19 protein-coding genes, 1 tRNA gene and 2 pseudogenes are annotated in these 22,966 nt (G+C 65.6%); 4 read left to right on the top strand and 18 right to left on the bottom strand.

Features of this window, described 5'->3' with window-relative positions; all coding sequences use genetic code 11:
- Positions 1–17 precede the first annotated feature (17 nt).
- From MBENS4_RS14330 to MBENS4_RS14310, 5 genes are read right to left on the bottom strand one after another with little or no spacing between them, the layout of a single operon-like run.
- Positions 18–1,097, bottom strand: coding sequence for a glycosyltransferase (locus MBENS4_RS14330; RefSeq protein ID WP_052322622.1), 1,080 nt, complete (start codon positions 1,095–1,097; stop codon positions 18–20).
- A gap of 59 nt (positions 1,098–1,156) precedes the next feature.
- Positions 1,157–3,394, bottom strand: coding sequence for a GumC family protein (locus MBENS4_RS14325; RefSeq protein WP_084592163.1), 2,238 nt, complete (start codon positions 3,392–3,394; stop codon positions 1,157–1,159).
- A gap of 34 nt (positions 3,395–3,428) precedes the next feature.
- The gene (locus MBENS4_RS14320) at positions 3,429–4,805 is read right to left on the bottom strand and encodes an outer membrane beta-barrel protein (protein ID WP_084592162.1); all 1,377 of its coding nucleotides are present in this window, start codon (positions 4,803–4,805) and stop codon (positions 3,429–3,431) included.
- 47 nt (positions 4,806–4,852) lie between these two features.
- Positions 4,853–6,214 carry an HlyD family type I secretion periplasmic adaptor subunit gene (locus MBENS4_RS14315; protein WP_242404954.1) on the bottom strand — a complete coding sequence of 454 codons (1,362 nt, stop codon included), beginning with the start codon at positions 6,212–6,214 and terminating at the stop codon, positions 4,853–4,855.
- A complete protein-coding gene (locus MBENS4_RS14310) occupies positions 6,211–8,013 on the bottom strand; it encodes a type I secretion system permease/ATPase (RefSeq protein WP_084592161.1) in 1,803 nt (600 codons plus the stop codon). The genes MBENS4_RS14315 and MBENS4_RS14310 overlap by 4 nt, the downstream gene beginning before the upstream one ends.
- Positions 8,014–8,371: 358 nt before the next feature.
- Between MBENS4_RS14310 and MBENS4_RS14305 the strand changes: the two genes are divergently transcribed.
- Positions 8,372–9,754, top strand: a complete 1,383-nt coding sequence (locus MBENS4_RS14305; protein WP_052322397.1) for a TolC family protein — start codon at positions 8,372–8,374, stop codon at positions 9,752–9,754.
- A gap of 110 nt (positions 9,755–9,864) precedes the next feature.
- Here the strand turns inward: MBENS4_RS14305 and rplA are convergent.
- From rplA to MBENS4_RS14275, 6 genes and pseudogenes are all read right to left on the bottom strand, one after another.
- Positions 9,865–10,565 (bottom strand): annotated as a pseudogene (gene rplA, locus MBENS4_RS14300) (50S ribosomal protein L1).
- Between the two features lie 4 nt (positions 10,566–10,569).
- Positions 10,570–11,001, bottom strand: a complete 432-nt coding sequence (rplK, locus tag MBENS4_RS14295) for a 50S ribosomal protein L11 (protein WP_039392579.1) — start codon at positions 10,999–11,001, stop codon at positions 10,570–10,572.
- Between the two features lie 242 nt (positions 11,002–11,243).
- Complete coding sequence (gene nusG / locus MBENS4_RS14290; protein ID WP_039392578.1) at positions 11,244–11,780, bottom strand: transcription termination/antitermination protein NusG; 537 nt, start codon at positions 11,778–11,780, stop codon at positions 11,244–11,246.
- Between the two features lie 34 nt (positions 11,781–11,814).
- Positions 11,815–12,009, bottom strand: coding sequence for a preprotein translocase subunit SecE (gene secE / locus MBENS4_RS14285; protein ID WP_039392576.1), 195 nt, complete (start codon positions 12,007–12,009; stop codon positions 11,815–11,817).
- Positions 12,010–12,153: 144 nt separating this feature from the next.
- Positions 12,154–13,725 (bottom strand): hypothetical protein, encoded by a 1,572-nt coding sequence (locus MBENS4_RS14280; protein ID WP_242404953.1) that lies wholly within the window; start codon positions 13,723–13,725, stop codon positions 12,154–12,156.
- Positions 13,726–13,898: 173 nt separating this feature from the next.
- Positions 13,899–13,974 (bottom strand) — tRNA-Trp (locus MBENS4_RS14275).
- Between the two features lie 141 nt (positions 13,975–14,115).
- Here MBENS4_RS14275 and aat point away from each other — a divergent pair.
- Positions 14,116–14,895 carry a leucyl/phenylalanyl-tRNA--protein transferase gene (gene aat, locus MBENS4_RS14270; protein ID WP_445321516.1) on the top strand — a complete coding sequence of 260 codons (780 nt, stop codon included), beginning with the start codon at positions 14,116–14,118 and terminating at the stop codon, positions 14,893–14,895.
- A gap of 35 nt (positions 14,896–14,930) precedes the next feature.
- Here the strand turns inward: aat and MBENS4_RS26720 are convergent.
- Both MBENS4_RS26720 and MBENS4_RS14260 read right to left on the bottom strand, forming a co-directional pair.
- A pseudogene (locus MBENS4_RS26720) lies at positions 14,931–15,113 on the bottom strand (DUF2155 domain-containing protein); the annotation flags it as partial.
- A 260-nt stretch (positions 15,114–15,373) separates the two neighbouring features.
- A complete protein-coding gene (locus MBENS4_RS14260; protein ID WP_039392575.1) occupies positions 15,374–15,775 on the bottom strand; it encodes an NADH:ubiquinone oxidoreductase subunit NDUFA12 in 402 nt (133 codons plus the stop codon).
- A gap of 247 nt (positions 15,776–16,022) precedes the next feature.
- Between MBENS4_RS14260 and MBENS4_RS14255 the strand changes: the two genes are divergently transcribed.
- Positions 16,023–16,355 (top strand): glycine zipper 2TM domain-containing protein, encoded by a 333-nt coding sequence (locus MBENS4_RS14255; RefSeq protein ID WP_039392574.1) that lies wholly within the window; start codon positions 16,023–16,025, stop codon positions 16,353–16,355.
- A 115-nt stretch (positions 16,356–16,470) separates the two neighbouring features.
- On the opposite strand, the gene MBENS4_RS14250 is transcribed toward MBENS4_RS14255, so the two are convergent.
- Entirely contained in the window at positions 16,471–17,016 is a 546-nt protein-coding gene (locus MBENS4_RS14250) for a regulatory protein RecX (protein WP_039392573.1), read from the bottom strand.
- Positions 17,017–17,169: 153 nt separating this feature from the next.
- On the opposite strand from MBENS4_RS14250, the gene MBENS4_RS14245 reads away from it, so the two are divergent.
- A complete protein-coding gene (locus tag MBENS4_RS14245) occupies positions 17,170–18,930 on the top strand; it encodes a fatty acyl-AMP ligase (RefSeq protein WP_039392572.1) in 1,761 nt (586 codons plus the stop codon).
- A 96-nt stretch (positions 18,931–19,026) separates the two neighbouring features.
- Here MBENS4_RS14245 and MBENS4_RS14240 read toward each other — a convergent pair whose 3' ends face one another.
- The 4 genes from MBENS4_RS14240 to MBENS4_RS14225 all read right to left on the bottom strand — a co-directional run bounded on the left by MBENS4_RS14240 (position 19,027) and on the right by MBENS4_RS14225 (position 22,852).
- Entirely contained in the window at positions 19,027–19,467 is a 441-nt protein-coding gene (locus MBENS4_RS14240) for a DUF2721 domain-containing protein (protein WP_039392571.1), read from the bottom strand.
- Positions 19,468–19,536: 69 nt separating this feature from the next.
- Complete coding sequence (locus MBENS4_RS27295) at positions 19,537–20,313, bottom strand: TonB family protein (RefSeq protein WP_084592159.1); 777 nt, start codon at positions 20,311–20,313, stop codon at positions 19,537–19,539.
- A 57-nt stretch (positions 20,314–20,370) separates the two neighbouring features.
- Positions 20,371–21,315, bottom strand: a complete 945-nt coding sequence (locus tag MBENS4_RS14230; protein ID WP_052322396.1) for a GAF domain-containing protein — start codon at positions 21,313–21,315, stop codon at positions 20,371–20,373.
- Positions 21,316–21,454: 139 nt separating this feature from the next.
- Positions 21,455–22,852: a helix-turn-helix domain-containing protein gene (locus MBENS4_RS14225; protein ID WP_039392570.1), complete on the bottom strand. Its 1,398-nt coding sequence runs from the start codon at positions 22,850–22,852 to the stop codon at positions 21,455–21,457.
- Positions 22,853–22,966 lie beyond the last annotated feature (114 nt).

Below are 22,966 nucleotides of genomic sequence, written 5' to 3'. Positions count from 1 at the left end.
GATCCGTCCCCTTCCTCTCATGTCATCGCCGGCGCAGACATCGGCCCGCGCGCGCGTAGCTTTTCCAGCGCGGACAGGATGCCCGCATCGAACACCTCGGGTGCGAAGCGCTGTGCGTTCGCAACGGCTGCGGCCGGATCGAACTCCCCCTCCCACCGCTCGAACCGGCTGATGGCCTCGCACAGCGCCTCGACGCTCTGCTCGGGGAAGAACAGCCCGGTCTTTCCGTTCACGATCGAATCCGTGACCCCGCCTTGCCCAAAGGCGATCACCGGCCTGCCGCTGGCATTGGCTTCCACCGGAACGATCCCGAAGTCCTCTTCCGGCGTAAAGACCAGCGCGCGGCAGGTCGCGTAGGCTTCTTTCAGTTCCGAAAAGCTGAGGCGCCTGCGCACCTCCACATTGGGACCGGCGCGCCGCTCGATCTCGCGCACCATTTCCCCATCACCCACCATGAGCGCGGGCACGCCCATGCGGTTGAAGGCCTCCAGAGCGACATCGGCGCGCTTGTAGGGGGTCATCTGGCTGACCCAGAGGTAGCGGTTGCCGACCTGCGAGGATGGCGCGAATTCCGATACGCTGACCGGGGGATGCACGACCTCGGCCTCGCGCCCCCAGACCTTGCCCACGCGGCGGGCGATGAAGCGGCTGTTGGCGAGGATCGTGTCGACGCGCTGCGCGGAACTGACATCCCATTGGCGCAGGCGGTGGAACATCGCGGGCATGAGCGCCCGACTGAGCCGCCCCGCAGCCGACTTGTAGTCCTGGTAGTGATCCCAAAGGTACCGCATAGGCGAGTGGCAGTAGCAAAGATGCAGCGCGTCATTGCGCGTGATGACGCCCTTGGCCGGGCCAGATTCGCTACTGATGACAAGATCGTAGGCACGCAGATCCAGTTCCTCGAGCGCCATCGGCATGAGCGGCAGGTACTTCTGGTAGTGCTTGCGCGCGCCCGGCAGCCGCCCGACGAAGCTTTCCTGCACGCGCGCGCCACGCAAGGCCCCGGACATGCGCGCCGGATCGTAGACGTGGGTGAAGATATCGGCCTGCGGAAAGAGACGCAGGAGCCGCTCCAGCACTCGTTCGCCGCCCCGCATGCCCACCAGCCAGTAATGGACGAGGGCCACGCGCCCCGAAAAAGCGGGCTGCGCGCCGCTCACCGGTAATACCCCGCATACTGCGTATAAAAGCTGGCCGCATCGTCCCCTCCGAAGCGCACCTGCTTTTCCATATCGACCTTGTTGAGAACAACGCCCAGATTCTTGCGCGCCCGCGCGGGCAGCAGCCGCATTGCGGCTCTGACAACCCGGTCGGTGGTCTTGCGCCACCCCACCACCAGCAAGGTCGCATCGGCACAGGCGATGATATCCCGCGTCTCGGCGATCGGCAGAACCGGTGGGCAGTCGAGCAGGACCACGTCATAGTCCTCGCGCAGCCGCGCGACCATCCGGGCAAAGCGCCCCCGTTCGGTCAGTCGCTCCCCCTTTGCGAAGGCACGGGTGATCGGAACGATCCGCATTTCCGATTCCGGTTCTTCGTAGCACGGGATCGGACTGTCTTCTGCGGCCAGCGCCTCCATCAGACCAGGCTGTCCATTATCGAAAGCGAACATGCGGCTCAGCTGCATGCGGATCACGTCACAATCGACCACGACCACCTTCTCTCCCGCCGTCGCCAACGAGCGCCCCAGGCACGCCGAAAGCGTGGACTTGCCTTCGCCCGGCACGGATGATGCAAGAGCAATGACACGGCCCGATCCCCCGGTCAGATAGCGCACCGAGACGATCACGTTGCGCAAGGCCTCGGAGAAGGCGCCGTCCGGGAAGTCGCGCACGGTCTCCAGCGGCGAGGCGCTGTGCGGCTGGACGGTTGCAAAGGCCGGGATCGCGCCAAGGCCTGGCACGCCCAGGCGCTTCTCGACATCCTCCATGGTGGTGAAACCGCGGTAGGAAATCTCCGAGACGATCGCCAGCAGTGCACCCGCGAAGATGCCCACCACAGCGCCCAGCGCCAGATTGAGCGCAAGGTTGGGCGACACGGGCAGTCCAGGCACGTTGGCCGCCGAGATGAGGCGCGCGGCCGGGCGTTCGGTACCACTGCCCGCAACCACCTTGTTGAGCTGTTCCAGATAGCTGCGATAGAGCGACTGGGCCGCATCGGCCTCCTTCTCGAGACCAGCCAGAGCCACCAGCGCGGTGTTGTCCGCCCCAAGCTGCGCACGCGTGCCATTGCGGCTGGCGAGCAGCGACGAAAGGCGCTGCGCGGAAGCGCGAGCCTGCGTGGACAGGGCCTGCAGCGAGCGATTGACTTCGGCTGCAATCTGCGTGTCGAGATCCGAGATCTGGCGACGCACCGTGACCAGTTCGGGGTTTTCATCGAAGTAGCGCTGCGAAAGGTCGCGTTCACGCGTCACCAGCTGCGCACGCTGGGCGCGCAGCGACGCGACCACCGGGGAGGACGCGGCAGAGCCGACATTGCCCGCTCCGCCGGCGGCCATCTGCGAACGCGCGCTCTGCAGGGCGGCTGCATCGCGCGCGGCCTCGGCCCGCGCGCTGGCCACCTGCTGGTTGTAGGTGGAAATTTCCTGCTCCGTCAGCCCGGTTGCCGAAGACGAGATCAGGCCATTGGCCACGCGATAGGCCTGAACCTTGGCAAAGGCGGCATTCGCCGTTTCGCTCAGTTCCGCGACCTTCTCGCGCAGGGTTTTCGCCGCTTCTGCACTACCGCGTGCCCGTTCCTGCAGGTCATCGAGCGTGTAGAGCCGCGCATAAGTATTGACGACCTGTGCCGTGCGCGCCGCGTCGACGTCGGAAAATTCAATGCGCAAGTTGAAGGAATTGCCCACCCGGACGACATGGATGCGCTTGATCAGATAGGTAACCGCCCGCTCCCGTAGGGTCCCCGCGTCGATCTCCTGGCTCCCGCCTTGCCTGTCCGACAGCCCTACGGAGCCAAGAAGATTGTCCAGCATCGAGCGCGGTTCGAGCACATCGGCTCGGAAGGTCGGGTCCTCCTCCAATCCCGTCGTCTCGAGGACCTGGCCGGCCATATCGCGCGAGCGGATCAGCTGAATTTGTGTTTCCACGTCCTCGGCTCGGGTCGGCCCTTCCCGAGCCTCCCCTTCGTCTTCGGGTGCAATCTGGGTATCGCCGGTAATCATCACGACGTCCGCGCTCGCCGAGTAGATGCGGGACTGGGCCGAGGTAAAGACAAGAGCCAGCAAGACGCACAGGGCCAGGGTGAGGACCACGACTTCCCGGCGCCGCATGAGCATAGCGAAAAGAAAGCGTACCGAGATGGCGTCCTCGCCATCCTCCTCACGGTAGGTCCCGGTATCCCGGGCGAGAAGCTGCGGCGGTCGGCCTTGCGGCTCGTAAAGGGCGGGCAGGTTCAAGCGACAGGCTCCCTGGCTGGTGTGTTCCGTGCGGTCATGGGGTGATGGTCAGGCCCAAGCCCGCCCCGAATGCGGTGAAAGCGTTGACGAGCGGCGCACCAGACACATGCTGGTTGCGCCAGTAGACCTGCCCGGCGAGCGCGACGTGCCGGTTGAGGCGATACTGAATCTGGACATCGGTGCGCACACGCCACGCCCGCGTGGAGACGTCGCGGTAGTTGTCCCGAGCGACTTCCCCTGCGAGCGACAAGCGAAGGCGCCGCGTTGGATCGTAGAACACGGTTGCGGTGAACGTATCCGCCAGGATGCCGGCCACATCCCGGTTGCCGCTGTTCCGAAACCGACGCTCCCCGCGCACTTGCAAGGTCAGCAAGGGGGTCGCGTACCACTCCCCCTCGAGCGCGAAGCCAACTCCCTGGAAATCGCGAAAATCGGGGTTGTCGTAGTCGCGCACCTGGTAGCCTGCGGAGGCCTCCACCGAAACCAGCGGCGCGATTTCTCCCTTGATTCCTGCGGTGATGGCCCCGCCACGCGAATCGCGGGCCTGGTCGGGCGCAGCGCGGAACGAATGGCGCGTATCCCCCCGCGCCTCGACAAACGCGGAGAGAAATCCCGAAAGGTCGTACGCAATGCGCAGATCGGCCGACAATGCCCGCGTATCGCGGAAGGACTGGTCGCGGGTATTCCCATCCCGCAGATCCAGATCGTTGTAAGACACACGGCGAACCCCCGCCCCACCGGACACCCGCAAGCGGCCAAGGTCGAACTGCAGGGCCGCTTCCCCGCCAAGGCGCTGGTAGCTCACCGGCTCCCGCGCACTGATCGCGGCCCCGGAAGAACTGCGCGGTTCGATCTGCCGGGCAGCTTCGAGTGTCACGGTGAACTGCATATCGGGGCCCAGCGCAAACTGGGCGTTGCCACGTGCGCCGTACGCGTCGCTGTTTTCCGTCCCGGTCCGAGCAAAGCGGCGCAAGCGGCCGGACAGCACCACATTCACGCGATGCCGGGGATCGTCGAGCGCGACATCGAGGCGAGGAGCCACGACCAATGCCGCGTCACGGCGCGCGTCGGGTTCATTGAAGACATTGCCATCGTATCCCCCAATGGCCGAGATCCTGGGCTCAAGCTGGAACGAGCCCACATGCAGGGGCGTCGCCTCGAACCCGGGCTCGATACGGTTGCCAGCAACCCCGGGCCGGTCCAGCGACGGCGTGCCATCAAGCGCCCATCCCGCCCCCAGGCTCTGCGCTTGCAAGCCGGCAGGCATCGCGACGCCCCCCATCGCAAGGCTCGCGCCTCCAATCCACCAGCTCCAGCGCCCCGAGACGGCGGCGCCAACCACTGCCGATGCACCGGGGCGTCGTGTTCCCTCGATCCGTTCGCTGCTGGCGGGACATGCCGTCATGGCCATCGACCTTTCGGTTTCAACCTAAGAAGAATGTCCTTGAGGTATCGCACCTACTCGCGCAGCGCCCGCCGGAGTTGATCCGAAAGCGGCCTAATAATGTAGTGCAGGATCGTGCGCTCTTCGGTCTGCACGAAGACTTCGACGGGCATACCCACCGAAATACGGGCCTTATCGAGCTTATCGAACTCTGCATCCGAAATGGTGATAGTGACCGGATAGTACATGGCCCCGGTCACTCGATCCAGGGAACTGTCGGCGGCGATATGCGTCACCTTGCCCTCAAGTTCGGGTGTCGTGCGCATATTGAGCGCCGAGAAGCGAACATGGGCCACACCGCCCGACACGACCTGATCGATATCCATGGGCCGCACCTGCGCGCGCACAACCAGACGATCGGCCTCGGGGACGATCTCCATCAGGGGTTCGCCCGCCGGGACCACACTTCCCAGGGTTCGTACGGCGAGCTTGTCGACAAGCCCATCCTGCGGGGCGCGGATCACCGTTCGCTCGGCGCGGTCGCGGGCCTCGGCCGTTTCACGTCGGCGCTGCGCGATAGCCGCCTCGACTTGGGCTAACTCCAGCGCCGCCTCGCTGCGCGCACGACTGGAGAGGCCCGCCATCTGCACCCGCAGTTCGCCGACCCGCGCGCGGGCCTGCACCAGACCAGCGCCTGCTCCTTCACGCTCGGAACGCACGCCGACCGCCGAGCGCTCCAGCGCGTTGAGGCGGTCGAGCGTGGTCAGCCGATCCGCGTAGAGCGCGCGCATCTGGTCCAGTTCCTGCCGGATCAATTGCTCCTGCTCCCCCAGCGCGCCCAACTGGCTGCGATAGCCGTCGGCATCCGCGCGGGTCTGGACCACCCGCGCGCGCAACTGCCCCAACTGGTCCGCGCGGGCACGTCGCTCCAGCTCGAAGCTGAGCCGTTCATCCTCCATCGCCCGCGCCACCCCCGGTTCGCTTGCACGTGCCCGCAGTTCCTCGGGAAAATCGATGCTCCGTGCGCCCACCTGGATCGCCCGCAAACGAGCCGCACGCGCGACCAACTGATCGAGCTCCAATCCCGCGTACGTGGCGAAAGCCCCCGTCACACTGTCATCCAGCCGAACCAGAGGCTGCCCCTTGCGCACCGCATCGCCATCCTCGACCAGGATTGCGGCGGCCACGCCCCCATAGGGGTGCGAAATCTCTTTCACGTGGGTTTCCACGGTCACCGTGCCCGGCGCGATGACCGCGCCCGCCATGGGGAGCAAGGCCACGAGCCCAAGTCCGCCCACCACCAGCGCGCCGACCGTCCCCAATCCGAGGCGGGAGAGGCGCGCCAGGCGGCGCTCCCCTCTTGCCTCGGGCGCACGCGCGAGAGGTTCGTTGCCGTGCAGCGGAACCGGATCAAGCATGGAAGAATGGACGTTCACTGGTCGAGCTCCTCTTCCATGCGCACCGTGCGCAGCGCCTGCGCGGCCTCGCCGTCCGGGGCATTGGCTCCTGCGGTCCTGCTGGTCGTCGCCCCTCTCGGAGCCTCTTTGCCCGGGCGCATGCGTGCCTCGAACTCCGCCCGCGTTTCAAAGCGTTCGACACGTCCGCCGTTCATCACCATGATGTGGCTCACCTGCGAAACGATGGCGGGACGGTGCGCGATGACGATCGCAATGCCGCCGCGCGCGCGCAGCGCCGCGATGGCATGGGCCAGCGCGGCCTCACCTTCGTGGTCGAGATTGCTGTTGGGCTCGTCCATGACCACGAGGAACGGATCGCCGTAGAGCGCGCGGGCCAGCGCGATGCGCTGCTGCTGCCCGGCCGAGAGACCTCCTCCGCCCGGGCCGATTCGTCCGTCATAGCCCCCTTCGAGGCGCACGATCAGTTCGTGGCAGTCCGCCGCGCGGGCCGCCGCCAGAATCTTGTCCCGGTCCGCATCGGGACGAAAACGCGCGATATTCTGGGCAATCGTGCCCTCGAACAGCTCGATCTTCTGGGGCACGTAGCCCATGAACTGTGCGATCTGCGGTGCCGACCATTGATCCAGCGTCGCCCCGTCGAGCCGCACCGCACCGCGCAGCGGGCTCCAGCCCCCGCACAGCACACGCGCCAGCGTGGTCTTTCCCGAGCCGCTGCGCCCGACCACGGCCAGCGCATCCCCGGCCTTGAGAGAGAAGCGCACCTCGGCAAGGGTAACCCGCTTGAGCCCCGGAGGTCCCGCGGTCAGCCCCTGTACGCGCAAAGCCTCGCGCGGGGGCTCAAGCCCCAGCGGTTCGGCGTGCGCGGGGACAGCTTCCATCAGCTCGCGCATGCGCCCCAGCGCCTGGCCACAGGCCACCATCGATTTCCAATGGGCAATCACCTGCTCCACCGGAGCCAGTGCCCGCGAGGACAAGATCGAGCTGGCGATGATGATCCCCCCCGTCGCCTGCCCCTCGATCACCAGATAGGCGCCGAGTGCCAGGGTGGCGGACTGGAGGAACATGCGGAACGCCTTGGTCGCCCCCGAGAGCGTGCTGGCGCGCGCGGAGAAGGCTTCGTTCGCGCGCAGGTACGCCGCCTCGGTCTCGGTCCACTCGTCCCGGCGAGATGGCGCCATTCCCAGAGCCTTCAGCGTCTCGGCGTTGCGCAAGGTGGCCTCGGCCAGCGACGCGCGCCGCGCGCCAGCCTTCATCGTCTCGAGCGCAAGCGGGCCGGTGGAGCGGTTGTTGGCCACCATCAGCGCGACCAGCACGCCCACCCCCACCAGCGCAAGCAGACCCAGGCTCCAGTGGAATACGCTGAGGACCCCCAGGTAGACGAGGATCCAGGGCAGATCGACAAGCGCGAGGGGGCCCGGCCCCGACAGGAACCCGCGCACGGTATCGGCATCGCGAACCACCTGGGTCCCGTTGGGCAGGCTGCCACGGGAAAGCTCGAAGCGGGCGAGAATGTCGAGCACGCGCCCGCTGGTCTCCTCCAGGAAGCGCGATCCGACATGAACCATGATCCGCCCGCGCACGACATCGAGCACGGCCTGGAATACGTAGGCGAGGAGCACGAGCGCCAGCAGGCTGAACAGCGAGGGAAGCGAGCGACTGGGCAGGACATCGTCGTAGACCAGCAGCATGAAGAACGAGCCCGAAAGCAGCAGGACATTGTAGACACTGCTGATGACCAGCACGACCGGAGCCACGCGGCCAAGTCCCCTGAGAGCGTCACGCAGGTCCTGCGAAAGGCGTCCGAACGGATTCAGCATGGCCGACCTCCGCCCAAGTATTCCGCACGCACGTGGCGTTTTCCGCCCCCAACAGGGCTGCCCCAATCCAGTCGATTCATAGTTGCGTCCTGTCTGGAACTATCTCGCGCTGCATTAGAACAGCCCGCAACGTACACCGACACCGCGAACACCTCTGTTCCGGATTGAATAGGGGCCCGCTCGAATTCCCAGCCGTCCGACAAAGGGGATCTGCCTTGCTCCTTCGCTTGCCCTTGCGCCGCGTACCCGCCCTTTCGCTGCCATGCCTGCTGGCCGTCTGGCTCCCGCTGACCGCGCCCCAGAGCCGTGCCGAAACGCTCGCCGAAGCGCTTGCCTCGGCCTACGTAGGAATCCGCAATTGCAGGGGAACCGCGATCTTGTCGCGGCCAGCGATGAACTCGTGGTGCAGGCACGCGCGGCCTATGGCCCCAACCTCAGCCTCTCCGCGCAGCACACCTTCACGGCAGCGCGCACCCGTGGCACCGCACTGCCCGCCGAGGACCAGGGATTTGCATCCAGTGTGGAGCTATCGCTGAACCAACCGCTCTTCACATCCGGGCGCCTGGCCGCAGGAATAGACGCGGCCGAAGCGACCCGCCTGTCCGCACGTGAGGCGTTGCGCGGGCAGACCCAGCAACTCCTGCTCGACGTCGTATCCGCCTATGTCGGCGTGCGCCGTGACACCCAACTCTATGCCATTGCGGTCGAAAACTACGAACTGCTGCGTGGCCAGAACGATGTCATCGCCGCGCGCTACGCCCTGCGCGACTCCACCCGGCCCGATCTGGAGCAGACCGCCAACCGACTCGAACTTGCTGCCGGGCGCGTCATCGAAGCGCGCGCAACGGTGGATGCAAGTGCGGCGCGTTACCGCCATCTTGTCGGACACTATCCGCAGGACCTGGCGCCCCCTCCGCCGCTGCCCGCCCTCTCTACGCTGGAAACGCTTTACGTGACCGCAGAAAGGTACAACCCGAACCTGGCCGCCGCCACGCTGACAGCCGAAGCCTCGCGGGCGCAGGTGCGCGCCGCCCGGGCCCAGATGCGCCCCCAGGTCAGCGCCTTCTCCGCCCTCTCGCGCTCCCCCCTCTCCCCCTACCAGAACACCGTGCGGGAAGAGGCGGTGAGCGCGGGCGTACGACTGACGCTCCAGCTCTATTCCGGCGGACTACAATCCTCTGCCCTACGCCAGGCGATCACGGCGAACCTGGCCGACCAGCAATTCGTGGAGGAAGCCCGCCGAACCATGCGCGAGACACTCGCCGCCAACTGGAGCCGCCTTCAGGCCGCCGAGGCTTCACTTCCACGCTACCGCGCGGCCGTGCAGGCGGGCGAACGCGCCGTGGACGGCGTCTCGCGCCAGGAGACCGCGGGCATCCGCACCTTGCGCGATGTGCTTCAGGTCACCAACGATCTGCTCAACGCGCGCACGGCCGCTGCCCAGACCGAAGCGGAAATCTACCTGCGCCAGGCCGCGCTCTTGCGCGACACCGGGATCCTCTCGATCACCACACTGACCGACCACGCGCCTTACGATCCGGACACACGCGTCCCCGGCATCGCGCGTTACGCGGGCCATCCGGTGCGCATCGTGATGGAGCCGATTGACCGCCTCCTCCAGCCCCGGGCCGGACGCGAAGCGCCCATCGAACGCGAGAACGCCTCCCACTTCGAGTGGAGCGAGACCTTGCCCGACCCGCTCTCACCGCCTGTGCTGCACGATGACGAGGCCATCCCCTGAACCGCACATGCGAAAACGGCCGACAAGGACAATCCTTGCCGGCCGTTTTCATGTTCAGATCGCGGGAGCCTCAATCAAAAGGCTCACACGATCTTGTGCAAGTGGTGCGCTCAGGCGCCCTGGACCTGCGCGGTGTCGATCTTGAGGCCGGGGCCCATCGACGAGGACAGCGCGATCTTCTGGACGTACTTGCCCTTGGCGCCCGAGGCTTCGCCTTGACGATCGCATCGACGAACGCGGTGAAGTTCTTCTGGATGTCTTCATCCGAGAACGACATCTTGCCGATGCCGGCGTGGATGATGCCCTGCTTCTCGACGCGGAACTCGATCTGGCCGCCCTTGGCGTCCTTCACGGCCTGCGTCACGTTCGGGGTGACGGTGCCCAGCTTCGGGTTCGGCATGAGGCCCTTGGGACCCAGCAGCTTACCGAGACGGCCGACGACGCCCATCATGTCCGGGGTGGCAATGACGCGGTCGTAGTCGAGGTTGCCGGCCTGCATGTCTTCCATGAGGTCTTCCGCACCAACCTTGTCGGCGCCAGCGGCGAGAGCTTCGTCCGCCTTGTCGCCCTTGGCGAACACGGCGACCTTGACGGTCTTGCCGGTGCCGGCCGGGAGCGAAACCATGCCACGAACCATCTGGTCGGCGTGACGCGGATCGACGCCCAGATTCATCGCGACTTCGATGGTCTCGTCGAACTTGGTGGTCTTGAGGTCACGCAGGGTCTGGAGCGCTTCGCCAACGGCGTAGAGCTTCATGTTGTCGCCCAGCTTTTCGGTCAGCGACTTCTGCTTCTTGGTAATCTTGGCCATCAGATCAGCCCTCCGTCACTTCGAGACCCATCGCGCGGGCCGAGCCTTCGATGATGCGGGTTGCCGCGTCGAGATCGTTGGCGTTGAGATCCTTCATCTTGACTTCGGCGATCTCGGTCAGCTTCGAACGCGCGATCTTTCCGGCCGAAACCTTGCCGGGCTCCTTCGAGCCGGACTTGAGGTTGGCAGCCTTCTTGATGAGGAAGGTGGCGGGCGGCGTCTTGGTGACGAACGTGAAGCTGCGGTCGGCGTACACGGTGATGATGGTCGGGATCGGCATGCCCTTTTCCATCTCCTGCGTGGCGGCATTGAACGCCTTGCAGAATTCCATGATGTTCACGCCGCGCTGACCCAGCGCCGGACCGATCGGCGGCGAGGGGTTTGCTGCGCCCGCGGGCACCTGCAGCTTGATGTAACCTTCAATTTTCTTGGCCACGATGGCCTCCTTTCACACTGTCGGGCCCCACACCGGGAGCCCTCATGTTTAGCGGTGTGACGAGGGAGGAGGCATCTGCGCCTGCAGGGACCTTCGCCCTCTCCCGCCGGGAATCGCACCGGCAAAAAGCCGGTCCGAAGGGCGCGCCGTTACACCACAACGCACCAAATGAAAAGGGGCGCCGTGCAGCGCCCCTCTCCTTGCTTTCCCCGCCGCGCGGTGCGGCATGGGAAATGCGCAAGTTACTTGCTGAGCTCGACGTGCTCGAAGTCGAGTTCGACCGGCGTCGCGCGGCCAAAGATCGAGACCGAGACCTTGACGCGGCTCTTGTCGAAATCGAGTTCCTCGACGATGCCGTTGAAGCTCGCGAAGGGGCCTTCCAGCACCTTGACCGAATCGCCGATCTCGTAATCGACGCTGACCTGCTTGCGCGGCTCGGCAGCGGCGGCTTCGGCGGCGCCGAAGTAGCGCGAGGCCTCGGTTTCACTGATCGCCTGCGGCTTGCCGTTGACGCCCAGGAAGCCCGAAACCTTGGGCGTGTTCTTGACGAGGTGGTAGACATCGTCGTTCAGGCCCAGCTTGGCGAGCACGTAGCCCGGCATGGTCTTGCGCTCGACCTGGACCTTCTTGCCGCGCTTGACCTCGGTCACCGTCTCGGACGGGACCTGGATGTCCTCGACAAGCTGCGAGAGGCCCATGCGTTCGGCCTCGGCGATGATGGCTTCCTTCACCTTGTTCTCGAAGCCGGAATAGGCGTGGATGATGTACCAGCGGGCCATGATTCTCTCTTTTGGGTCTACAGGTTCTAAGCGATCACAGGAGCGACAGCAGCGAGCTGACGACCCAGCCGAAAAGCGCGTCCACGCCCAGGAAGAACGTCGCAAGCAGCACCGTCATGATGCCAACGAAAATCGCGGTCGTCACCGTTTCCTGGCGCGAAGGCCAGTGGATCTTGCGCGTTTCTGCCTGAACCTGGCGCATGAATTCGCCGGGATTGATCTTGGCCATGTCCGTAACGCTCTCGTGTCTCTTGCCTGGTTTGCGCGAACGCAAATGAAGATAGGTTCCGTGTCTTCCGGCTAGGGCTCATCGCCGTCCCGGCCAAGGCCGGGAGGGGCGGTAAAGGATCCTCATGTCGGAAGAGATGTTGACTTAGCTTCCGTTCGCCGGATTTGCAAGGTCCACGGCATCGGGCAGGCGCGCCAGGAACGAATTCTCGGTCTCGTAGACGATATGCGCGCCATCGGGCAGCGCGACGGGCTGCGAATTTCCGATATACCACAGGTAGTCGGCATGGTTGGCCGGACGGAACTTCCTCAGGTCGATGCGCTGGTAGGACGAGTAGAGAATGCGGTGCGAAGGATCGGCGAAGTTGTAGCCCTCCTCGCGCATGGAGAGCATGTGCACGTCGGGCAGCGCGAAGTTCGAATTCTCCATCGCGCTGCGCCGCACGACGGCATAGCTGCCGAAATGCTCGAAGGGACCGAAGAACCACTGGCTGCGCGGGATAGCCACGGCTGTAGCAACTCTCGCGCCCTCGGGCACGTAGTCGAGCGCCTTGATCAGGCTGCGCGCGGTCTGCGCATCGCGGTACCAGACCACCGACGTCAGCCCGGTGCGCGCGACGAAGAGCAGCGAGCAGGCCGCCAGGAACCAGACCGGCGCCTTCGCGCGGAAGTCGACCGCCATCAGGAGGATCATGAGCGCCGCGGTGCTCAGGCGATAATCGGCATAATCGCCGCCGAAGATCTGGCGCGGCACGGCCATGGTGAGGCCGAACATGATAAGCGCCGCCCACCCCAGGCGTCCGTCGATCCGCTTCACCACCAGGGCCGCCAAGGCCACCAGCAGGACCGCGACGAGGGTCGCTATGTCGAAGACATAATCGTAGCTGCGCAGCGCCTTGTAGAGGATGCCCCACTTGTATTCGAGCACGCCCCAGCGCCCATAGGACACCTTGGAGTTGGCCCCCATCCCCGCCAGCATCGGCAGGAGCGGAAAGATCAGCGGCCAGGGCGCGAGGAACGGGCGCCAGTCCCGCCAGCTCTCGCGCCGGGTCCACTCGTAGCCGAAGACCAGCACGCCCAGGATCCCCCAACCCGACACGTGGCTGAGCCAGACCACGAAGCCCAGCGGGATCATCACGACCCGTCGCCACGCCGAGCCTTCCATCTTCACCCAGAGGGCGAAGGTGAACAGCGCCAGGGCCAGCGAAAGCGAATAGTTGAGAAAGCCCATCAGCAGCGAGGGCGACCAGATCGTCACCATGGCCAGGATCGGACCGATGCCGACTCGGCGCCGCAGCACCCAGGACACCGCGACAATGCCCAGCCCCGTCAGCGCAGGGATGGCCGCGACAAGGATGCGCCCGGCCAGTTCCACCCCGAAGAGCGGCGCCAGCGGCACCATCAGCAATTCGACACCCAGGTTGCCGGTCCACTCCCAGTGGAACAGGAAATACCAGGTCAGGAAGGGATTGCTCCCGTGCTCGAGCATGATCTTGTACCCCGCCAGGTGCGAGGGGTAGTCGGTCATCTGCGGTGCCCAGGCGACGAGAGCGGGCATCGCGGCAAAGAGAGCCAGCGCGATCCCGATCCAGAAGACGAGGTCATAGCGGGCGCGGGGCGCGCCTTCCTGCACGGATACAGGTGCATCCCCCGCGTCGGACGCGAGCATCACCGGCTCCGGCTCGGGCGAAACGTCCATCTGCGACTTGTCCGTCATATGCGAATGCTGGCCTCACTCCACGCTGCGTTGGCAGGACACTGTCCCACCCTCGCCCCGAATTTTGCGGTCGGGTTCCCATAATTCAGCGCGCGCGATTGGCAAGGGCGCGCACGCGGCGCAGCCCCGTACTGCCCCCGGGCGGGGTGACGTTTTCGACGATGTGAGGAAAATGGCAGGAGTGGCAGGATTCGAACCCGCGGCCCTCGGTTTTGGAGACCGATGCTCTACCAACTGAGCTACACTCCTGCGGGTGACAGGCCCTCTAGAGCGTGCAGAGACAGATGACAAGGACCTAATTGGCCTTGCCGCAAATTCTTCCTCCGAAAGTACCCGTAGAGGGCTGAAAAAGGTATTTGCCCCCAGCGCCGATTTGCTAGTCTGGGTGGCGTGCACGCACCCAAGTCAGATGACATCATCGAGCCCGATATCCTGATGCTGGCCTATCGCAGCGGGATCTTTCCGATGGCCGACAGCCGCGAGGACCCCGAGGTCTTCTGGATCGAGCCACGCATGCGCGCGATTCTGCCGCTCGAACGCCTCCACGTCTCGCACTCGCTCGCCCGCACGTTGAAGCGCGGCCGCTTCGAGGTGACCTGCAATGCCGCCTTCTCGCAGGTCATGGACGCCTGCGCTGCGCCGCGTGCCGTCCGCCCATCCGAGTTTGAGGAGGACGGCGACGAGACCGGCGAAAGCTGGATCAGCCACCGCATCCAGCGCAGTTACGAGATGCTGCATACTCTGGGCCTCGCCCATTCGGTCGAGTGCTGGCAGCACGACGCGCAAACGGGCGAACGCGCACTTGTCGGCGGGCTCTACGGGGTCGGCTTCGATCGGGTCTTCTGCGGGGAGAGCATGTTCTCGCGCACGCGCGATTCATCCAAGGTCGCCCTGTGCTGGCTCGTCGCGGCACTGCGCCGGGGCGGGGCACAGTTGCTCGACTGCCAGTTCATCACCTCGCACCTCGCCTCGCTCGGCGCGGAGGAGATCCCGCAAGCGCGGTACCTGACCTTGTTGAATGACGCTCAGGACGAGCCGGAAACGCCGGATCAGTCCGCAGCGTTATCGCTTCCGGATGCGTTTGCCGCGCTGCTGGACGATGCAGGCGAAGCGGAACCGCCCTCTTCACCCGGGAAATTCATCGCGCAGTTCTTGACCCAGACGTCATAGACCGGGTGCTCGACAACGTTGAGCGCCGGCGAGTTCTTGAAGAGCCATCCCGAGAAGACCTTGTGCCAGGCCGGCTTTTCCTCGACGCTGGCCCGCTCTTCGACGAAAACCTGGACGAAGGCGCCCTCTTCCTGCGGTCGCTCCCAGGGGAGCGACTTCTCACAGGTCGACAGCTTCACCACGAGATTGCCCAGGCGCTTGGATTCGCCCGGCTTCATCGTGATGTCCTGGGTAAGGTTGTTACGCTTGTTGAGGATGCCGAGCGTGGCCACCCTGTCCTTGTTGGGCGTGCCCAGTTCCTGCCCTTGCGCGGCCTGCGCAGGGCCGGCCTGCATGCCCGCGATAGCCTCGGGCACTTCGGTTTCGGCGGGCGCCGGTTCGGGCGCACCGCCGCAGGCGGCCAGTGCGCCGCTCAGCAATACCGGGGGCAGGAAGCCGCAGACGCGGCGATAGAGCGAAACCATAAGGCCTGAAACGCTCAGGCGTCCGGGGACCATGCCTCGTAGTCGCCGGTCGCAGCGGCGCGGCGGCCACCACGCTCAAGCGCGCCCTGCGGACGGTAGGCGGCCACGGTGCCGGTTGCGTTGGGGGTGTAGTCCGCTTCCCAGATGCGCGCGGGCGGCAGATGGCTTTCCGGCACGTCGTCGTAGGAGTGGTGCAGCCAGCCATGCCATTCCGAGGGCACGCGGCTTGCGTCGTTCGCACCGGCGTAGATCACCCAGCGCCGCTCGTATCCCTCGGTGGTCTTGGCCTTCTTCGCACGGTAATACTTGTTACCTTGCGCGTCAGTGCCCACGTGCTCGCCATTACGCGAGGACCAGAGCGAGGTGCCGATGGTGGCGCCGTCCCACCAGGTGAAGATCTTGGACAGGATTCCCATGAGCCGCGCGTTAGACCTCTTTTGCGTGGATGCCAAGCGCCTAGCGTGCATTTGCCCCGGCTTTGACGCCCCCAATCGCGAAAGTGCCCGTGCACAAAGCGCACATATGCACACTTCACCGCATGAAGGGCACATCCCGGCGCGCCTTCGCGGGCGCGGCGTTTCGTTCATCTGAGGTTGGGGATCACTTGGCTTATCAGCGAGTTTCTTTCCCGAACGGATCGCAAATTTTCACAGGAGAACGCTGATGCGTAACCTCATTCTCGCCGCCGCCATGACGGCTGTCGCCGCCCCCGCAACGCTCGTCGCCACCACGACCGAAGTGGCCGCGCGCGACCACCACCGCTACCACCGCACCGACAATGGCATCCGCTACTGGAAGGATGACCGCGGCCGCTACCGCTGCAAGAAGTCCAACGGCACGACCGGCCTGCTGATCGGTGGCGTCGCAGGTGCCCTTGCAGGCCGTGCCGTTGATACAAGGGGCGACCGCACCATGGGCACCGTGGTCGGCGCGGCCGCGGGCGCACTGCTTGGCCGCGAAGTCGACCGCAGCACCAGCAAGCCCAAGTGCCGCTGACCCTTTACGATGAGATAATCGGCAAGCCCGCAAGGGCCTGAAGAAGCCGGCGCCGTGTTGTCCCTTGCACGCGCCGGCTTTTCTTATGCTCGGCGCGGAAGGCGATGAGCTCTCTTCACTCGTCGAACGCTTCGGCGACCCATTCCTCTGCCGCACGCTCATCGCGCGCTTCGATGATGCGGCGCGCCACCTCGAGCCCGTGCCCGGCCCGCAGCAGCGCGGCAATGTGCTTTTCGCGCGTGGGGCGGTCGATTTCGTCCTGACGCGAGAACGGCCCCAGGCGGCGTCTACGCGCAAGGGCCAGCGCCGCCTCGCGCTGCTGCGCCTCGCCCGGCGCCATGTCCTCGCGCACATCCTCGTCCACACCAGCCTGGTTGAGCGCTTCGCGCACCCGGCGTGCCCCGTAACCGCGCCGCAGCAGACTGCCCGCCTTCATGCGGGCCCAGGTCTCGTCATCGACGTAACCCGCTTGCGCATACCGCTCCACGAGCGCGTCGAGCGGCGGCGCGTCCTCACCTTCCCAGCCGCGTTCACGCACCTTGCGCACCAGATAGGCACGCAGTTTGGCTTGCGTTGTGGCGAATCGCGCGACATAGGCGAGCGCCATTTCCTCGAGTCGAGGCAGGTCGAGCGGACGGGGATTGCGACGCTTGGCAGACATCTTGCCCTATTCGTGCCACACTCGGCGCAGAATGGGGAGTGCTTATGGACCCCTGCAAGGAGAAAACCCTGGCAATATCCGGTTCACGAACGAACCACTAAGCCGGGACGGACTGCTTCAGGATAGTTAGAACAGACAACGGGTTACGATATAATGAGCGACACCATCAGCATGGTGACGAAGACCGATCCGGCGCTGGTCGCCACCCCGAACGAGGACGCGCTTGCGCGCCGGTTCGCGGACTTCGACACCTTCTGCGACGCCCTTGATTATGCGGCCCAGGGCCAGCGCGGCTTCAATTTCCACGATCCACGTGGAAAACTCAAACAGGTCTATCCCTTCCGCGAACTGCGCGCCGACGCGCACAAGGTCGCCTATGCGCTGATCGCACGCGGCGTGAGGCCGGGTGACCGTATCGCGCTGATCGCCGAGACCGGTGCGGACTTCGCGGCGCTGTTCTGCGCGACCGTCTACGCGGGCGCCTGGCCGGTGCCGCTGCCGCTGCCCACCAGCTTTGGCGGCAAGGACAACTACATCGAGCAGCTTTCGGTCCAGCTTTCGAGCGCGGACCCGCTGCTGCTCATTGGCCCGGACGAGATCGCCCACCTCACCTCGGCCGCGGCTGAGCGCCAGGGCTGTGGTCACGCGACCTGGGCCGATTTTGCCGCCAAGGACGCGCCGGCGACCGAACTGCCCAAGGCCAGCCCCGACGACATCTGCTACCTGCAGTACTCGAGCGGCTCGACCCGCTTCCCGCATGGCGTGGCGGTCACCCACCGCTCGCTCATGTCGAACCTGGCCGCGCACAGCCACGGCATGCAGCTGATCGAGAGCGACCGCTGCATCTCCTGGCTGCCCTGGTACCACGACATGGGCCTTGTCGGCTGCTTCCTCTCGCTGATCGCGAACCAGGTCTCGGGCGACTACCTCAAGACCGAGGACTTCGCGCGCCGTCCGCTCGCCTGGCTCGACATGATCACGCGCAACGAGGGCACCTCGATCTCGTACTCGCCGACCTTCGGCTACGATATCTGCGCACGCCGCATTTCCAGCCAGACCAGCGTGGATGAGCGTTTCGACCTCGCGCGCTGGCGCCTTGCCGGCAACGGCGCGGACATGATCCGCCCCGATGTCATGCAGAGCTTCGTCAACGCCTTTGCCCCGGCCGGCTTCAAGGCCAGCGCGTTCCTGCCCAGCTACGGCCTTGCCGAGGCAACCCTGGCAGTCACGATCATGCCGCCGGGCGAAGGCATCCGCGTCGAACTGGTCGAGGAAGAGCGCCTCTCGGGCACGCCCCGCGACCTCAGCCGTCCGGCCCGCTACCGCGCCATCGTCAACTGTGGCAAGCCCGTGCGCGACATGGAAGTGGTGATCCGCGGCGAGAACGGTCAGGAACTCGCCGACCACCAGATCGGCAAGGTCTGGTGCCGCGGTGACAGCGTCATGCATTCGTACTTCCGCGACCCCGAATCGACGGCGGAATGCCTCGTCGATGGCTGGCTCGATACCGGCGACATGGGCTACATGGCGCAGGGGTACCTGTTCATCGTCGGCCGCGCGAAGGACATGATCATCATCAACGGCAAGAACCACTGGCCCCAGGATATCGAGTGGGCCGTGGAGCAGCTGCCCGGCTTCAACCACGGTGACATCGCGGCCTTCTCGGTCGAGACCGACGCCGGTGAAGAAGCCCCTGCCGTGCTCGTCCATTGCCGCGTCTCGGACCCGGACAAGCGCCTCGAACTGCGCGAACTGATCCGCGACAAGGTCCGTTCGATCACCGGCATGAACTGCGTCGTCGAACTGGTTCCGCCCAAGAGCCTGCCGCGCACCAGTTCGGGCAAGCTCAGCCGCGCCAAGGCCAAGAAGCTCTACCTTTCGGGCGAGATCGCCCCCTTCCAGCTGGCCGCCTGATCGCAGCCTTCCGGATAGCTGACACGAAAAGGCCGGTCCTCGCGACCGGCCTTTTTTGTTGCCCGAGGCAAGACCCGTCCTATCCGGAGGAGCCCGTCAGATATTGCGATGCAGCTCGAGGAGATCGGCCGGAACCTGCAAGGCGTCTGCCGCCACCTGGGTTTCTTGGAGGAACAGGACGAGCGCAATCAGCAGCAGGACGATGGAAACAAGGAAGATCCCAGCGGCAAGGACATGCAGGTCAAGCCGGGCGAGCCCTTGCAGGAAAAGCACCGCGACCGTCGAACCGATCGCGAGCGCCGAAAGCACCATCAGGCGAATCGCGCGCGTGATGATCTTGATGCGGCGGTCGACCAGGCGAATTTCGCGCACGATGCCATCATGTTCTCCGCCCTCGGTCTCGGCATAGAGCTTCTGCAGCAGCCGCGCCCGGTCGACGACCCGTCCCAGCCGGGTGGACAGGATGTTGAGAATGTTGCCGATAGCCACCAGCACGAACACAGGGGTCAGGGCGAGTTGGATGGTTTGCGTGATCATCTGCGCCCTATCCTGCCGCTATCGCCTGTGCCCTGCAAGCGGGCTGCGAAATACCATCCGGCAAGGACATCAGGGCACGAACCAGCGCTGCTGCCAGCGGTAGACCGCCGGGATCGGCTCGCCTGCACCATTGGTTGCCGGGCGAAAGCGGAAGCGGGCCTGCGCCAGTTCGCAGGTAATACGGTCCGCCGCCGGATCGGGGCTGGGACGCACGACGCGGCAGCCTGTCACGCGCCCCTCGGTCCCGACGCGCAAATCGATGACGACCGAGTGGCCAAGGCGCAGCTTGCGGCTCTTTCGGGGATAGTCGCGCGCCGAACTGATGTCTCCGGCGATTTTCACGGTGGGCGTGCCACCACCACCTCCGCCCTGCCCGAGGCCGCGGCGCCCGGAGCCGGGCCCCAGCCCTTCGCCCGAAGCCCCGGTGCCCTCACCTGCGTCCGCCGCGCCCGCATCATCTTCGTTGCCATCGCCCGAAACCGGTGGTGCGGGGCGGGGACGCAGGACCACGGAAGCCTCGGGCGCGGCAACCGGCTTGGCGTGCGCGCGCTCTCCCGCCTCGGCCGAGGCCCCTTCCGGCTCGGGAGCAGGGTCTGGCGCAGGTGCAGGCTCTTCCACCGGATCTTCGGGCGGTTCGGGTGGCTCCTGCGTGAACGTCACGGCCAGCCGCTCGCCCGCCGCAACAATGTTCTCGGCCAGCCCGGGCGCGAACATGTGCACAACCACGAAGGCGAGCAGAACGTGCAGGCCCGCCACGACCAGAATGACCGGCAGCCTTGCCCCGACAGAGGCCCGATAACCGCGAGCCTGCGCGGATGTCTCGGAAGATGTACGGCCTGCGCCCATGCCCTCCCAGATAGGAAGCGCTTGGCCCGAATGCCATTTGCCCGCGCACCTCGCGGCTCAGAAATACCAGACCAGCACTCCGTCGCAGTGTTCGCCGCCGCGAAGAGGAAACACCATCATCGACTTGAGCCCTGCCGCGACGGCGCCCTGAGCGATCGGGTCGGTCACATCGGTCGCGAGATCTTCGTCGACGAGGGGAATGCCCTTGCGGCACGCGCGCGCAAATGGCCCCTCCTCTGTCGATACATGTGCCTGCGCGTGGATCAGGGTAAGATCGCACTCGGTCTCGCAATACCCCGCGGCAAAGTGAAATGCGGCCCCGCTCTCATCGAGACGCCAGTGTTCAACCCGTCCCGCAACCGGAGAAATCCGCGAAGAGACGAGCGTGAGCACCCAGGTTGCGCCATCGCGTGAAGGACAGGGCACCGCCATCGCCCGGTCAAAGCCGGTCGGCTCCTGCGCTTCGTTGCACTGGAACCGCCCTTCGGGCGACAGCTTGGGCAGGATGACCGGCTGCCCCTGGTCCCAGGCCTTCCCCGGAACTCCGTAGCCGCGATGGAAGCGAAAGGTATGCGCGTCGGCCTCAAAGCGTCGCGCATGACCAAAATAGCCATCTACGAGGCACAACTCCTCCTCCCCCTGACGGGCGCACCACAGTTCGAGTGCACCGAGGCGAAAGCGATCGTCCCCACAGAAGAACAGGGTCACTGATACACATCGCGCGCCATCGAAGCCCGGCACTGCAACGGCGCAACTGAGCCCCTCGCTGAGAGCAGCCTCCTTGCGCACGAAGAACGAGTTGGCGAGATCCTTGATAAGGATCGGCCTCCCCTCCTTCCAACTGCGTCCCGGAAGTCCCTCTCCAAGGCGGAATTGCATGCCCCGGCTCGCTGAGGCGAAATAATCCATCTCGCCATAGATCCCCGACTGCAGATCGATCGTTGTCCCATCGGCAGACGGCACCCACACCTCGATCGCGCGTATGAACGGCTCGCGCTCCATCCTCTTGTGCCGCCCTCCTTCCTCCCACCGCCCGAGCGATGGCCCTCAACAGGCATGACGCCCAAGGCGAGCGATACGCGAACAAGGGTAACGGTGTTTCAAGCGCCGGCACCGGCGAAATCCTTAGCGCTACGGCCCTTCAGCCATCCGTGAAGGTATAGGGCTGCGCCCCGCGCCGCGTGTCATCGACCATGACATCGCGTCCAATCGGCGGCACCGAACGTGCGGCGCATTCCGATCGGTGGCATAACCGGCACGTCACGCCGATCGGCGTGGCCTCCGCGATATCCGGCTCCATTCCCCGGGCATAGACGAGGCGGGGCGCCTCGCTTGCCGCGCAGCCCAGCGCCACGGCGCGGGTGACCTGCCCTCGCCCGTACCCATTGCCCCCGCTTGCCACCGTACGCGCAACCGAGAAGAAGCGCTCTCCCCCAGGCAGTTCGAGCCACTGGGTGTGGATCACCCGAGGCGCACGAAAGACCTGGTGCACGCTCCACAAGGGGCATCCGCCCCCATGCGCGGCAAAGGGGAAGCCCGCTCCATCCAGGCGCTTGGAGACATTGCCCGCCTCGTCCAGACGCAGGAAGAAGAACGGCACTCGCTCCTCGCCGGGCCGCTGGAGCGTGGTGAGGCGATGTGCGACCTGCTCGAAGCTCGCACCGAACAGGCCGCCCAGCGCCTCGATGTCGTAGCCACGTTGCTCGGCGGCGCGCGCGAACTTGCCATAGGGCATGAGCATCGCCGCCGCGCCGTAAGCCGCCAGCGCACGCTGGAGGAGCACCCGCGTGGTCTCGCTGGCGAAGGTTTCCACCCGCAGGATCGCCTTGATGTCGCTGCGCATCGCGGTGTGCGCGATATGGGTGGCCGTCTGGAAGGCGCGGCTGGGACCATCGAGCGTGTCATCAAGCAGGAGTTGCTGGTTGTGCCGATCAAAGCGGCGCAGCGCGCCCATCATGACCTCGGGCGGCAGCGCGCGCACGCGCACACCCTTCTCCTTGAGCCATGCCTCGGCCCCGCCTGCCTGCTCGATCTCGGCCGCAAGATCCTCGGCGCGGGTGTCGAGTGGATGGAAATAGTTCCGCCGCGCCGCCAGGAATCGCTGCGCCTCGCGCACGGGCTCGTTTTCCTCGGCGCCGGGGCCGGCCGCGCGCTGTTCCGCCAGTGCCTGCTGCTCGCGCGTATAGGCGCCGTGAAGGCGCAGCAGCGCTTCACTCACCCCCGGAAAGCTCATCGCGATGTCCGAGATCTCCAGCGCGGGCAGGTCGATATCAGCGAAGATCGGATCATGCAGCACGTCGGACAGTCGCCGCGCATAGTCCTCGCCGTCCTCGCTCGCGAGGTCACCGATTTCCAGACGGTAGGTGCGCGCAAGCCGCACCAGCATCTCGGCCGTGACCGGACGCTGGTTGCGCTCGAGCAGCGCGACATAGCTGGGCGAGATCTCCAGATCGTCGGCCATGGCCTGCTGGGTGAGGCCGAGCTCCCGGCGCAAGCGGCGCAGGCGCGGACCAAGGTACAAGGGGCGGGTTTCAGCCATGCGGGGGCGGCTCCTGTGAGGCCTGTACAACTTTACATCCAAATCTTGTAAAGTTTGACAACGGCACTGCGCAAGCCATTTCGCGCAAGAAAGTTTGCCCGTATCTGGTGGTCA

Origin of the sequence: Novosphingobium sp. MBES04 (assembly GCF_000813185.1) — a bacterium.
GTDB classification, from domain to species: domain Bacteria; phylum Pseudomonadota; class Alphaproteobacteria; order Sphingomonadales; family Sphingomonadaceae; genus Novosphingobium; species Novosphingobium decolorationis.
The sequence above is the reverse complement of the archived record's forward strand: the minus strand, read 5'-3'. Positions and strand labels throughout refer to the sequence as shown.